This is a genomic window from Pseudomonas sp. nanlin1 (assembly GCF_045571515.1).
Taxonomy (GTDB): Bacteria; Pseudomonadota; Gammaproteobacteria; order Pseudomonadales; family Pseudomonadaceae; genus Aquipseudomonas.
Map to the genome: position 1 here is coordinate 3368949 of NZ_CP124218.1, position 13478 is coordinate 3382426.

Genomic DNA, 13478 nt, shown 5'->3' on the forward strand with positions numbered 1-13478 from the left:
CTGAAGGGCCGGCCTAAGGGGCCTGGGAGCAATAGTTCGGCACTTGACATAACAGTCGAATAAGATAGCATTCCGCCATCATTCCAATTGGCCATTACTTATTATGCGCCTATTAATTGGATATCTACCCCGCTTTTTAAACAATAACTGCTCGCGTTGTACAGCGAAGAGGCGTCCATGCGTCAACCTACGGCCGACCACTGTTATGTCCCCATCTGCACGCCCCTGGCGCCGCGGGTGATGCCATGCGCGTAGCCCTGCTGATTCCGACCCGCAACGCCTCGGCGCACCTGGACCATCTGCTGCCCGCGCTCAAGGCTCAAACACACCTGCCAGAGCGCATCCTGGTAGTGGACAGCAGCTCCAGCGATGACACTGTGCAGCGCTTTCGCGAGTTTGGCGCGCAGGTCGAGATCATTCCGGTCGCGCAATTCAACCACGGTGGGACCCGCCGCTGGGCCAGCCAGCAAGTCGACGCGGACATTCTGTTGTTCCTCACCCAGGACGCGATCCCGGCCACCCCGGAGACCTTCGCCAACCTGATCGCTGAACTTGAGAGCGACCCGCTCACCGGCATGGCCTACGGGCGCCAGTTGCCGCACCCCGGTGCGGGCATCCTGGCGGCCCAGTCGCGCTACTTCAACTACCCCACCCAGAGCCGAATCAAAAGCCTGCAGGACGCCCCGCAGTTGGGTATCAAAACTTGCTTCAGCTCGGACTCGTTCTCGGCCTACCGGCGCAGTGCGCTGGATGGGGTGGGCGGCTTCCCGGACGATGTGATCGGCAGCGAAGACGCCTACATGGCCGCACGCATGTTGCTGGGCGGCTACCACGTGCGTTACGCCGCCAGCGCCTGCGTCGAACACTCCCATGAATACCGCCTGCTGGAAGAATTCCGCCGTTATTTCGATATCGGCGTGTTCTACGGCCGCGAACGCTGGATCGCCCAGACCTTCGGCAGCGCCCGCGGCGAGGGCAAGCGCTACCTGCTGGCAGAACTGCGCGCCCTGCACGAAGCCGGCGACTGGTATTTGATCCCCGAGGCGCTGCTGCGCACCGGCTTGAAACTGCTCGGTTACCGCCTGGGCCACCTTGAACGCCACCTACCTCGGCGCCTCAAGCGCCACCTGGGTATGTTTTCCAACTATTGGACATGAGCGCCGCAATGAAAACCACTGACTTGCTTTACCGTGTGGGCGTGTGCAGCCTGCTGGCCACCCTGCTCCTTGCCAGCGCCTGCACCACCCCCGCGCACGTGGCATTGCCCAACGACGCTACGCTCAAGGCGGGCCACCAGGCCGCCCTGACCCTGGCCGACCTGCCGCCACCGCAGGTGCTGATCCAGGCCGGTGACACCTTGCGCATCGTGCGCGACGCCCAGGAGGCCGTCGGCAGCGAAGACAGCGCGCTGTTCGTGGTGCGCCCTGACGGTTTTATTTCGATGCCCAATGTCGGCCGAATCAAAGCCGCCCAACGCACCCCGGAAGAACTCGGCCAGGCGATTACCGCGCAATATAAGGCCACCTACCGTGAGCCGGCGGTGACCGTCAATATCGCCATCGCCCCGAGTAACCGCGTGTTCGTTGGCGGCGCCGTGCCCAACCCCGCGTTTTTCAACCTGGCAGGTGCAGTTTCGGTGGAACAAGCCCTGCTCGCCTCGGGCGGCGTGCTGCCCTCGGCCGACTCCTCCAACATTGCCCTGCTGCGTGCCGGCACTGATGGCCGCTACAAGCTCTACTACGTCAACCTGGCGTCCATGCTCGAAGACCCGCAACACCCCGTGGTCACCTTGCAACGTGGCGACCTGATCTACGTACCGCAATCGACCATTGGCAGCACCGTCGAGGCGGTCGACATGTACTTCACCAAGCTGTTCCCGATCAACAAAGGCATCGGTATCGGCCTGAACTATGACCTTAACGGCCAGACCGTGAAGAACAGCGGCAACACCACCAACAACATTACTAATCCTTGATCAGGATCGGTTCATTTAACGGCACCTCAGCGCCCACCACGCCTTAATGGAGTGATCCTGTGATCGAAATACGTTCCCTGCGCGATGTACTGCGCCTGTTCTTCATCTTCCGCCGCGAATTCAAAATCGCCGTGGTCAGTACCCTCATCATCGCCGTGTTGGGCGCGTTCCTGCTGCCCGCCCGTTACGAGTCCAACGCGCGCTTGCTGGTCAAGCCGGGCCGCGACAGCACCACCGTGCCGATCGAAGCCGGTAACCGCCAGACCCTAGTAGCCCCGAGCACCCAGCACGACCCGATCGTCGATGAAGAAAAAATGCTCACCGGCCGCCCGATCGTGCACATCGTCGCCGAGCGTTATCTGGAAATGAGCGCCCAGGCAGCGCCCGAAGGTTTCTGGAAGACCACCAAGTTCTACCTGAAGAAGGCCGCCAACACCGTGATCGACGGCCTGCGCAGCTTTCTGCAGATGCTCGGCATTGTCGAAGCGCAGAGCCCGCTGGAACGGGTCGCCAGCAAGCTGGAAAAAAGCTTCAGTGCCGCCCACGAGGCAGGGTCTTCGGTGATCGAGATCAGCTTTACCTGGGACGACCCTGCCGTTGCCCAACAGATCGTCCAGACCTGGATCGACGCTTACCTGCAGGAACGTGCCCGCGCCCTGGGGCGCACCAGCCTGTATGCCTTCTACGAGACCGAAAGCGGCAAGGTGTCGGAGCAAATCCTGGGCTTGCGCCAACAGTTGCAGAGCCGTTTGAAAGACATCGACTCGATCAGCGTGGAAGCTCGCCTGAACAACCTGACCAACCAGATCGACCGCGCTACCGATGCCCGCTCCAGTGCCCAGCACGAAGTGGCCGGTATCCGCAGTTTCCTCGCCAATGCGCGCAAGCAAATCAAGGCGCAACCGGCTGAAGTGGTGACTTCGCGAGAAACCAGCCTCAACCCTACCCAGCTCGACCTCAAACGCCAGCTCAACACCTTGCAAGTGGAGCGCGCGCGTTTGCTGCGCATCTACCAGCCGGAAGCGGCGGCGGTGAAACAGATCGAGCAAAACATCCGCGACCTGCAAGCCCTGAGCGGCCAGGAAGCCACCCGCCTGGAAAACTCGCAGAACTCGGCACCCAACGGCTTGGTCACCAATGTTAAGCAGCAGGTCATCGACGCCGAGCTGCAAGAGCAGAAACTGGCCGGGCAAATCAGTGGCTATGACAAAACCCTTGAGGCTTTGCGCAGCGAGCGTGACCGCGTGCTCACTGACCAACCCACCCTGAACCGCTTGACGCTGCAACTGCAAAGCGCTGAGAAGAGCTATGCGCTGTATGCCGAAAACCTGGAAAAGGCCCGCATCGACCAGGCCCTGGACAGTAGCCAGATCAGCAACATCGCCATGATCGAAGTGGCCACCTACAACCCGTCGCGGGTCTTCCCCAAGAGCCTGATGATCTTGCTGCTGACCCTGCCGGCCGCTATCGCCGTGGGCTTGCTGACCATCTACCTGTGCTACCTGCTGGACCAGCGCATCCATGACGGCGCGCGCTTGCAAGAGTTCTTCAACGTGCCGCTGTGGAGCAGCATCCCTGAAGCCAACCCCCAGGCGCCGCTGGATAACGCCCTGACCGCCAGCCTGTATCGCCTCTACAGCGCCCTGCCCCATGAGCGCATCGCGCTCGAAGGCCTGACCCTGGGCCTGACTTCGGCACGGCCCGGTGAAGGGGTGAGTTTTATCATCGAGCACCTGCGCCGCCTGCTGGAAGAACGCGGCCACAGCGTCAGCCAGCAAGCCGACGGGGCCAAGCGCCCTGGCGAAGTGCGCTTGCTCGATGCCAGCGCGCTGCTGTCCAACCCACAAGCCTTCCTGACCTTGCGTGAAGCAGACCAGATCGCCCTGGTGATCGAGGCGCGCACCAGCACCGTGCCGATGGTGGAGAACGCCCTGACGCTGTTGCTCACGGCCTTTAAACAAGTGGACGGGCTGATCCTCAACCGCCGCCGTTTCGAGGTGCCCAGCACCGTGCTCAACCGGCTTAACCGGCTACGAGGGGCGGCTTGATGCGCATCGCCCTGCTCGCCCCGCTACCCCCGGAGCAGACCGGCATTGCCGATTACGCCGAACACTTTCGTCGTGCGCTGCAAGGCGAAGGGGTCGAGGTGTTGACGCCCCTGGCCGGAATCCTCGATCCGGCTGCGCAACTGCGCCGCTTGCACAGCTTCGACTGGAACCGCGTCGACCTGGTGCATGCCGAGCTCGGTGGCGGCCGCTTCGGCGAGTTTCAGGCCCTTAATTACCTGAGCACCCACTACCCGCAATTGCCCTTGACCGCCACCGTGCATGACCCCGAGCGCCTGATCTGGCGGCGCGCCAAGTTGTTCTGGCCGCTGACCCTGCTCGAACGCCTGCCGCAACCGATGCCACAAGCCGCGGCGCTGTTGGCCAACCCCCTGACCCTGCACGAAGAACGGCGCCTGGCGCGGCGCCTGACCCGGGTCGTGACCCTGACCCGCCTGGGCGGCGAGTGCCTGCGCCGGCGTATGGGCCTGAGCGCCGAGCGCGTGGTGCACATCGCCCACGGCAACCTGGCCCTGGCCGCCGCGCCGCTGCCGCCGCTGGAGCCGCTGCGCCTGCTGTATTTTGGCTTTATCTACCGTGGCAAAGGTATCGAAGACCTGCTCCAGGCCTTGGCCCAGGCGCTCGCTGCGCAGCCGCTGCGACGCCAGCAGGTCCGCCTGACCCTGGCCGGCGGCAGCGCCCCGGAACTGACCTTCGACCCCGCCGGCAACTACCTCGAAGGCCTGCGCCAGCGCATTGGCGAACTGGGCCTGGATGGGCTGATCGACTGGCAGCTCGACCTGCCGGCCACCGACATCGCCGCCACCCTGCAGGCCCATCACGTGATGGTGCTGCCTTACCGTGAATCGAAGAAACTGGCCTGGCTCGGTGCCATGCGCGGCACCAGCGGTGCGTTATCCTGGGCCAACGCGTGCGGCCGTGGGGTGATCACTTCCAACGCCCGCGCCTTCGCCGAAGAAGTCGCCGCGGGCAATGGTGTGACTTACGCCCAGGGCAATGTCGAGGCACTGGCCGAGCACCTGCAGCAACTGCTGGTAGACCCCCAACGGGTCAGCCAATGGGGCGAGCGTGCGGCGCAGTTGGGTCTACAACGGCAATGGCCGACCACGGCGCGCAAGTTCGCCGAGATGTTCCAAGCAGCCTGCGGGAAGTCAGCACAATGAATGTTCTACGGGTGACGAAAGGGGCTCTGTTCGGGCTGTGCACGGGCTGGCTGTTGAGCGCGGGCGTGGCGAGTGCGGCGCCGGTCAACCTGGCCCCCGAGCGCAGCGTGCAGTGGAAAGACTTTCTGGGGGTCAATGCGCACTTTCTCTGGTTCACCCCGGCGCAGTACCAAAAGCAGATCGAGCAATATCAAAAGTTGGGCCTTGAGTGGGTACGGGTGGACCTGCACTGGGACCGCCTGGAACCGAAAGAGGGCCAATACCAGTTGGTGGAGCTGGACGCGCTGAACCGCACCCTGAATGAGCAGCACCTGAAATCGCTGTTCTATATGGTCGGCTCGGCCCCGTTTATCACCAGTGCCCCGGCCGGTGCGCCTTTTCAGGACCAGTACCCACCGCGCGACCCCAATGTCTATGCCCAGCGCATGGCGTTGCTGGCCAAGCGTTACCCAAACGTGGACGCCTGGCAGGTGTGGAATGAACAAAACCTGCCGAATAACTGGCGGCCTAAAGTCGACCCCCAAGGCTACGGCAAGCTGTTGCTGGCCACTCACCTGGCCTTGAAAGCCGCAGCGCCGGGCAAAACCCAAGTGATCGGCGGCATGGCTTACTACAGCCAGATGCCCGATGGCGGCGGCAAGCTGATGTTCGAGGCCCTCGGTGGCTATGGCGTGCAGAAGCTCGACGCGGTGGCGGCGTATCACCCCTACTCCATGACCCCGGAAACCGACGAACTGGGCAAAAACGAAGTACTGCTGCGCGGCAACCAGCTTAACGGCATGCTCCAGGGCGCTGGCATCCGCCAGGTGTGGGCCACTGAGTTCGGCTGGTCCAGTTACGCCGGGCCTGAGGAAATGCAGCCGATCATCGGCCGCGCCGGGCAAGCGGATTACACCTTGCGCCGGATCGCCCTGATGAGCGCGCAGAACTACCAGCGGATCTTCCTGTTCGCTTTGTCCGACCTGGACGATCGAGCCACCGTGCGCGACCGTGAATACGGCCTACTCGACCTCAATGGCGACCCCAAGCCGGTGTATGACGCCCTGGCCCGCTTGCTCGACATCACCGGCCCACGCTTACTGCCGGGGCGCACGCCCAAACTGATCGCCCCACCCGATGACCTCTTCAGCGTGGCCTGGACCCGCGCCGACGGCAAACACCTGCTGATGTTCTGGAGCGCCAAGGGCGGCGTGCTAAAAGTGCCAGGTGTGGCCCGCGCCGAACTGTTCGACCCCCTCAGTGGCCAGCAGCAGAGCTTGAACCAGGCCGACGGCGTGGCCCCCCAGAGCAAGTCGAGTTTGCAGGTGCTGGTGTGGTAAGCGCCCCCTCGCCCCTGCGCATACTCTGGGTGTTGTCCTATCTGCCCTGGCCGTTGACCAGCGGCGGCAAGACCCGCCAGTACCATTTGCTGCGCACCCTGGCCGAGCGTGGGCACCGCATCACCTTACTGGTGCAAAGCAAGACCGCGCTCGATGACGCCAGCCGCAGCGCGTTGGAGCCACTGCTCGACAGCCTGATCGTGATGCCCCGGCGGCCGCTCAAACACCCGGTGACCCTACTGGCCGGGCTATTGGCGCCCTGGCCCTTACTGACCACCATCAATGGCCTGGCCCCGGCCCTGACCCAGCGTTTCAACGCTCTGTTGGAGCAACCCTGGGACGTGGTACAGATCGAACACAGCTACACCTTGCAGCCGTATCTGGCCACTCTGCGCCAACGGCGCCAGCCCTTCGTGCTGACCGAACACAACCTGGAGTCCAGCCTCGGCGGTGCTACCTACGACCGTTTTCCGCGTTGGGCTGCAGCGTTCGTACGCTATGACCAGCGCCGCTGCCAGCGCTGGGAGCGCAATGCGTTCGACGCCGCACATAAGGTGATCGCCGTCACCGAAGCCGACGCCCAGGCCATCCGGCGCCTGACCAAGACCCCGGTCGAGGTGGTGGTCAACGGCGTCGACAGCCAGGCGTTTGAGGGGGTTCAAGCCGCCCCGCAGAGTGCTAGGGTGCTGTTCGTCGGCAACTACGAGTACGCGCCTAACCTGGACGCCGTGCAGTGGCTGCTGGATGAAATCTTCCCCCAGGTCTGGGCGCAACGGCCTGACGCACGCTTGGCGGTGGCCGGCTACGCCCTGCCCGATGCCTGGAAAAGCCGCTGGCCCGACCCACGAATCGACTGGCTGGGGTTCGTTCCCGATCTGCCCGCCCTGCAGGGCACTTGCGCGGCCTTTATCGCGCCCTTGCGCCACGGCGGCGGCTCGAAACTCAAGGTGCTGGAAGCCATGGCCGCCGGTTTGCCGTTGGTCAGCACCGCCCAAGGCAGCTCCGGGTTGGCCTTGCGACCCGAACAACATTACTTGGCCGGTGAAGATACGCGGACCTTGGCCGATGCAGTGGTGCGCGTACTGGCTGAACCCGACCTGGCCGCCGGCCTCGGGCGTGCGGCGCGCGACTATGCGCAACGTCATCACGATTGGGCGGTGGCCGCCAACGAACTGCAGCACGCCTACCCACCCAGGCTTTCATCACCGGAGCGGCCCCCATGCGTATAGGTTTGGATTATCGCCCTGCGACCATTGCGCCGCAGTCCGGTATCGGCCGCCAGGTCAAAGCGCTGGAACAGGCCCTGGGTGCCCACGACGGCACAGAGCTGCGCCTGTTCAGCGAAGCTCCACTGGACCACCCGCAGCGCCAGAGCGCCTGTTGCCCGCCCTGGGCCAGCCCCTTGCATGGCTTGCAAAGGCCGCAAGTGCGGCTGCGCTTCGAGCGGGGTTTTCTGCCGGGGCAATTACGCGAACAGCGTATAGACCTGTACATCGCCACCGCCAACATGGGCCTGCCATTGGGCCGTAAACCTGCCGGTTGCCGCTATGTGTTGGTGCTGCACGACCTGTTTCAGATGACCCAGCGCAACGCCCACGGCTCGCGCCTCAAAGCCCTGGCGTACCGCGCCATCGACAGCCTGTCGATCGCCTGGTCGGTGTGGATCGCCGACCGGGTGTGGTGCCCGTCGCAGTTTTCCTGCAACGAAGCAGCGCGCCTGTTTCCCTGGGCTAAGGCGAAGTTTCGCGTGCTGAGCAACTGGGTGCCCCAAGCCACCCCCGTCACCAGCACTGCACCACCCGGCACGCCTGCCCGTTACTGGCTGGTGGTGGGCAGCCGCGAGCCACGCAAGAACGTGGGGTTTTTTCTGCAGCAATGGCAGCACTGCCGCCAAGCCGACAGCGAGATACCCGAACTGGTGATCGTCGGCCAACCCGAAGATGTCGAGCCGCACCTGCGCCAGCTAGCGGGTTTGCATTGGCTGCATGGCCTCAGTGAGGAGCACTTGCAGGCGTTGTACAGCCACGCCGAGTGCCTGTGGCAACCGTCTTACGCGGAAGGCTTCGGCCTGCCGGTGGTCGAGGCCCTGAGCCACGGTACTCCTGTGGCCGTGGCCACCGGTTCAGCGCTGGACGAAGTAGCGCCCGCCAGCGCGCGGCGCTTTGCCCCCCACGACAGCCAGCAGCTACAGGCAGCGCTGCGCGAGGTGGCCCACGACACCGATGACACCGACCACGAACCCTTGCGGGCCTGGGCGCAGCAGTTTGCGATGCCGGCCTACCGTTTACGTTTGAACGCTTTGATTAGCGAGCTGGAGCACTGATGGCACCGGGAAAAGTCATTGGCCTGGGGCTTGGCCTGTTATTTGGCGCCCTGTTATGCGTGCTCTCGCCGGCCAAGGTCATGATCGCTATCGCCGCCCTGGCGGTGACCGTGACCCTGTTGCGCCAACCGCTGTGGGGCCTGCTGCTGTTCGCCCTGTTGGCCACCAGCATTCCCTACACCACCCTGGAAATGGGCATCCGCACCACCCTCAGTGAGGCGGTGCTGGGGCTCACCTGGCTGGGCGTGTTCTGGCAGGCCTTTATCGGCAAGACCCGCGGCTTGCTGCACTGGCGCCCCACCGAACGTGCCCTGGCATGGCTGATGCTGTTCAGTGCGATTCCTTTCGTGGTCGGCATGCTGACCATCCACGCGGACGGCAATGGGCCGGTCAACTGGGTGCGCTGGCTGATGAACCTGTCCCTGTTGTTTATGGTGCCACTGTTGCTGCGCACCGACGCCGACCGCGACAAGCTGGTGGTCGCCCTGCTGCTGGGCAACCTGGCAATGCTGTTGCTGTCGGTGTTTATGTTTCTCAAGTCGCGCAACGCCATGTCCATGGTGCCGATCCTCACCAGCCTCAAATACGCCCACCCCGAGGCGCTGCTGGACATCTTCTCGGCCAACTACCAGCGCATGGCCTCACCCTGGGTGCACCCCAACCTGACCGGCGGCGCCCTGGTGCTGTTCATTCCCATGGCCTTGCTGTACGGCTGGACCCAACGAGGCTGGCGCCGACTACTCGGCCTGAGCGTGGCACTGCTGGGCTGCGCCGGCCTGCTGCTGAGTATTTCCCGTGGCGCCATTTTGGCCCTGGCCCTGGTATTACTGTGGCTAACCTACAAACGCGTGCCTTACAGCGGCCGGATCATCGGCCTGGGCGCGGCGTTCGCCTTGGCGCTGGTGATGTTCTACCCGCCGTTGCAAGAACGCCTGATGACCATGTTCTCGGCCAGCAACGCCAGCACCGAGGTGCGCTTCGACGAGTACGCCCGCTTCCCCGAAGCCATGGCGCGCTACCCGTTGGGCATTGGTTTCAAAGTCGACCCGCCGGTGCCGGGCAGCAACCTGATCGGTATCTCCAACCTGTGGCTGAACTTCATCTACAAAGTCGGCGTGCCGGGCATGCTCCTGTTCGTGCTGGTCACCGTGTTGTGGTGGCGCGAGGTACGGCCTAAGGGTGAAGTGCGGCAGATTTCCCGCGACAACGCCTTGTGGCTGGGAACCGTGTCAGGCCTGCTGGCAGCCCTGCTGACCGGGCTGTTCGACCACTATTACAGCTTTACCTTCGTACTGATCGGGCTGTTCTGGCTGTTGATGGGCCTGAGCCTGCAGCAGGCAAGGCGGCTTACTTCGTTACCCGGCCCACGCCCTACGCCCGAGGACTCGCAACCATGAAGCACCGTATCCAGCAACCCCTCGACCTGCCCAGCCATTTCCCCACGCTGGCCAGTGAATGGGGCGTCAGCTTGGCCGACCTGCAAGCGGCCTATGCCAATGGCCTGAACACCGACGTATTTTTCGAAGACGGCGAAGGCGACGGCAAACGCTATTGCATCAGCTCGGTGGACGCCAGCGCGCGCATAAATGATCCGCTGACCCGGCGCTTGTATGTGTATCTGCAGCAGCAAGTGCCTGCCACGTTCGTGCCGGTCTATGGGAAAAACTGGCCCACCCTGCGTGACCGCTGGCTACGCGCCTGGGAACAGGCCTACAACATCCTCATCAACAAAATCCCCAGCCACCATGTACGCATTGCCTGGCTACGCCTGGGCGGCGCGAAGATCGGCCGCGGCTCAAGTATCTGGCGCAACACGGAAGTGTTGGGCGTGGACAACCTGGTGATGGGCCACGACAGCGTGATTGCCTGGCATTGCCAGGTCGACGCGCGGGCTGGGCTGATCATCGGCGACCACGTGGCGGTGGCCTCCCACGTGCTGATCATCGCCGGCAGCCACGATTTGACCGCGCCGGAGTTCTGGTCGGTGTCGGCGCCGATCTACATTGACGACTACGCCTGGATCGCCTCGCGGGCGTTGATCGGCCATGGCGCGCACATCGGCCGGGGCGCGGTGGTGACCGCCAACACGGTGGTGGCCAAAGCCATCGCGCCGTACAAGATCGTCGGCGGCAGCGGTGCCAAACCCATGGGCGAGCGCCCCCACGACCTGAATTACAAGGTGGGTGGCAAGGGCCTGTTCACCCTGTTCCACTGATGTTCGGCGCAACACTTTGGCTGACCCTGGCCACCCTGGCCGGGCTGGTCGCCGGGTTCGCCCGCGAATGGCTGCTGATCGCTGCCTGGGGCGCTGGCGGACGCAGCGACGGCTTTCTAGTGGCGCTGTTTCTGCCCGAAGCGCTGCGCATGACATTGGCCGCCGGCTTGCTCGCGGCGGCCGCGCTGCCGCTCTATCAGGCCCGGAGTGCCGAACGCCGGCAAACCTGGCTGGCGGGCATGTCGGCGCGCCTGCTTGGCCTGGGCCTGGGCCTGTACGCGCTACTGGCGCTGGCGGCGCCGTTCTGGGTCGGGCTGGTGGGCCCTGGCTTGGATCCGGCAGCCAAAGCCGAAGCGGCGGCCAACCTGCGTTGGCTCGCGGCCTGCGCCCCTGCCCTGCTGCTGCACGCGCTGTGGAGTATCCCTCTGCAAGCCGGGCAGCGTTTCGTGCTACCCGGCTTGGGTTCGCTGCTGTTCAACCTGCCGCCTGTGCTGTATTTGTTCAGCCAAGGCAACGCCAGCCAAGGCACGGGTCTGTCGATGGCTTGCCTGCTGGGTAGCTGGCTGATGTGCCTGCCCTTGTTAGGGCCGGTCTGGCGAGGCGGCTGGCGCCCCTGGCAACTGCGCGGCGAAGCGGGTGACGGCCGTGAATTGCGCGGGCGTATCGGCCCGCTGCTGTTCAGCAACCTGGCCAGCCAAGGCCTGGCCTGGCTGGAGCGGCTGGTCGCCAGCTACCTGGGCGATGGCGCCGTGACCTGGGTCAACCTGGCGCGCAAACTGATCAACCTGCCATTAATTGCCCTAATGAGCCTGAACCAGGTACTGCTCGGGCTGATGAGTGCCGAGCAAGGCGCGCAACGCTTGCAGCTGCTGCGCCGGGGGCTGGATGCGGCAACCCTGCTGACCCTGCCCGCCGCCATTGGCCTGGTAGGCGCCGGCCCGGCGCTGATCCATTGGCTGCTACCTGCGCAGAGCGCCAATGGGCCGCTGCCCGAGCTGCTCGGTTGGTTCGCTATCCCACTGTTGTTTGGCGCCTGGAATGCCCTGCTGGCACGCTTTGCCTATGCCCAGGGCGACACGCGCCTGCCCTTGCACTGTGAGCTGGCAGGCAGCCTGATCAATGCCGTGCTGCTGTTACTGCTGCCTTTCTGGCTAGGCTTGAGCGGCATTGCCCTGGCGGCATTGGGTGGGGTCATCGTGACTAACCTGCTGCTGATGCGCCGTCAGGGTCTGCTCGGGCCACTGCGCTGGCGGCCCCAATGGCTGGCTGGGGCCGCTTTGCTGAGCCTGGCGGCCATGGCCCTGCACCCGCTGCAAGGGCCTGGCTGGCAACTGGGCCTGAGTACCCTCTTGGCAAGCGTGGTGATGCTTGCTCTGGCGCTATGGTTGCGCCCCTGGAAGATCAGCCCATGAACGCCCGGCGATAGTCGCTGGGGGTCTGGGCCATCTCGACACGAAAATGCCGATTGAAGTTGGACAGGTTGCCGTAGCCCACTTCAAAGCAAATGTCCGCCACCGACATGGGCGTCTGCAAGAGCAAGCGGCAAGCCCGCTGCACCCTCAGCTTGCGCATCAGGTCGATAAAACAGTGGCCGGTGTTGCGTTTGAAAAACCGCGAGAAGCCCGCGTCACTCATGCCCAATTGAGCAGCGATGGTGGACAAACGCACGTCGTTGGTCAGTTCCTGTTGCAGGTAGGCGAAGGCCCGGTGGATACGCTCCGCACTCCTGGCGTCCAGCGCCGGCGCATAGCAGCTACTGGCCAGGCAGCGGGCTTCGTTGATCGGCGCACTGGCCAGATGGCCCAGCAGTTGCAAGAACAGCAGCAAACGCTGCAAGCCCTGGGCCGGGCCCATGTTTTCCAGTAAGTGGGCGGCCTGCAGCGCCGTGGCGCCGCTGAATTCGACCCCGCGCCGAGCCCGCTCGAACAGCCCCTGTAGGCCCCCCAGTTCCGGCAGTATATCGCGCAAAGCCAGCAAGGCAGCACCGTCGAATTGCAGCACCACATCGCGCCCCTCGATGCGTTCCCCTGGCGCCAGATCGCCGAGCCAGTCATGGGGCAGGTCGGGGCCGATGATCGCCACGTGGCCCGGGCCGAACGCGCCAATGTAGTCGCCCGCGACCAACTTGCCGCTGCCCTGACGTATCAGGTGAATCTCGTACTCTGGGTGGTGATTCCAGCGCGCCAATGGGTATGGGTAGTCGTGCTGGTACCAGCGAAAGCTCTGCTGCGGCTCGGGGAGGATGACTTCAAGCTCGGCGCGGTGGTGTTCGAACAACGCGGCGCGGGGGTCTGGCATGGCCTGGGCTCTTTATTATTGGAGGCGATCCTGCTGCGCACCATAGCGGCAAAGATCGCCTGCGGCTACCGCTGGAATTCGCCAGCACTGGTACTTTGTTGACTTGTCGGTAAAACCGC

11 protein-coding genes are annotated in these 13478 nt (G+C 64.1%); 10 read left to right on the top strand and 1 reads right to left on the bottom strand.

Going from position 1 to position 13478, the window contains the following annotated elements; all coding sequences use genetic code 11:
- The first annotated feature begins 245 nt into the window (after positions 1 to 245).
- The 10 genes from QCL65_RS15545 to QCL65_RS15590 are packed head-to-tail and all read left to right on the top strand — an operon-like array spanning position 246 to position 12473.
- On the top strand, positions 246 to 1157 hold the full coding sequence (locus QCL65_RS15545) for a glycosyltransferase family 2 protein (RefSeq protein WP_407310141.1): 912 nt from the start codon (positions 246 to 248) through the stop codon (positions 1155 to 1157).
- Between the two features lie 8 nt (positions 1158 to 1165).
- Positions 1166 to 1975, top strand: a complete 810-nt coding sequence (locus QCL65_RS15550) for a polysaccharide biosynthesis/export family protein (protein ID WP_407310143.1) — start codon at positions 1166 to 1168, stop codon at positions 1973 to 1975.
- 59 nt (positions 1976 to 2034) lie between these two features.
- Positions 2035 to 4023, top strand: a complete 1989-nt coding sequence (locus QCL65_RS15555; protein ID WP_407310145.1) for a GumC family protein — start codon at positions 2035 to 2037, stop codon at positions 4021 to 4023.
- The gene (locus tag QCL65_RS15560; RefSeq protein WP_407310147.1) at positions 4023 to 5204 is read left to right on the top strand and encodes a glycosyltransferase; all 1182 of its coding nucleotides are present in this window, start codon (positions 4023 to 4025) and stop codon (positions 5202 to 5204) included. The genes QCL65_RS15555 and QCL65_RS15560 overlap by 1 nt, the downstream gene beginning before the upstream one ends.
- On the top strand, positions 5201 to 6523 hold the full coding sequence (locus tag QCL65_RS15565) for a beta-xylosidase (protein WP_407310149.1): 1323 nt from the start codon (positions 5201 to 5203) through the stop codon (positions 6521 to 6523). The genes QCL65_RS15560 and QCL65_RS15565 overlap by 4 nt, the downstream gene beginning before the upstream one ends.
- Positions 6524 to 6537: 14 nt before the next feature.
- Positions 6538 to 7752 carry a glycosyltransferase family 4 protein gene (locus QCL65_RS15570; protein WP_407316877.1) on the top strand — a complete coding sequence of 405 codons (1215 nt, stop codon included), beginning with the start codon at positions 6538 to 6540 and terminating at the stop codon, positions 7750 to 7752.
- On the top strand, positions 7743 to 8846 hold the full coding sequence (locus QCL65_RS15575; protein ID WP_407310151.1) for a glycosyltransferase family 4 protein: 1104 nt from the start codon (positions 7743 to 7745) through the stop codon (positions 8844 to 8846). The genes QCL65_RS15570 and QCL65_RS15575 overlap by 10 nt, the downstream gene beginning before the upstream one ends.
- Entirely contained in the window at positions 8846 to 10243 is a 1398-nt protein-coding gene (locus QCL65_RS15580) for an O-antigen ligase family protein (protein WP_407310153.1), read from the top strand. The genes QCL65_RS15575 and QCL65_RS15580 overlap by 1 nt, the downstream gene beginning before the upstream one ends.
- Positions 10240 to 11061, top strand: a complete 822-nt coding sequence (locus tag QCL65_RS15585; protein ID WP_407310156.1) for an acyltransferase — start codon at positions 10240 to 10242, stop codon at positions 11059 to 11061. Before QCL65_RS15580 ends, QCL65_RS15585 begins: the two co-directional genes overlap by 4 nt.
- Positions 11061 to 12473, top strand: a complete 1413-nt coding sequence (locus tag QCL65_RS15590) for a lipid II flippase MurJ (protein WP_407310158.1) — start codon at positions 11061 to 11063, stop codon at positions 12471 to 12473. The genes QCL65_RS15585 and QCL65_RS15590 overlap by 1 nt, the downstream gene beginning before the upstream one ends.
- Here the strand turns inward: QCL65_RS15590 and QCL65_RS15595 are convergent.
- The gene (locus QCL65_RS15595; protein WP_407310160.1) at positions 12463 to 13359 is read right to left on the bottom strand and encodes a helix-turn-helix domain-containing protein; all 897 of its coding nucleotides are present in this window, start codon (positions 13357 to 13359) and stop codon (positions 12463 to 12465) included. The genes QCL65_RS15590 and QCL65_RS15595 overlap by 11 nt on opposite strands.
- Positions 13360 to 13478 lie beyond the last annotated feature (119 nt).

Coding starts and splice junctions, on each gene's coding strand:
- QCL65_RS15545 (WP_407310141.1), top strand. CDS start 246: ATGCGCGTAGCCCTGCTGATTCCGACCCGCAACGCCTCGGCGCACCTG.
- QCL65_RS15550 (WP_407310143.1), top strand. CDS start 1,166: ATGAAAACCACTGACTTGCTTTACCGTGTGGGCGTGTGCAGCCTGCTG.
- QCL65_RS15560 (WP_407310147.1), top strand. CDS start 4,023: ATGCGCATCGCCCTGCTCGCCCCGCTACCCCCGGAGCAGACCGGCATT.
- QCL65_RS15565 (WP_407310149.1), top strand. CDS start 5,201: ATGAATGTTCTACGGGTGACGAAAGGGGCTCTGTTCGGGCTGTGCACG.
- QCL65_RS15575 (WP_407310151.1), top strand. CDS start 7,743: ATGCGTATAGGTTTGGATTATCGCCCTGCGACCATTGCGCCGCAGTCC.
- QCL65_RS15580 (WP_407310153.1), top strand. CDS start 8,846: ATGGCACCGGGAAAAGTCATTGGCCTGGGGCTTGGCCTGTTATTTGGC.
- QCL65_RS15585 (WP_407310156.1), top strand. CDS start 10,240: ATGAAGCACCGTATCCAGCAACCCCTCGACCTGCCCAGCCATTTCCCC.
- QCL65_RS15590 (WP_407310158.1), top strand. CDS start 11,061: ATGTTCGGCGCAACACTTTGGCTGACCCTGGCCACCCTGGCCGGGCTG.
- QCL65_RS15595 (WP_407310160.1), bottom strand. CDS start 13,359: ATGCCAGACCCCCGCGCCGCGTTGTTCGAACACCACCGCGCCGAGCTT.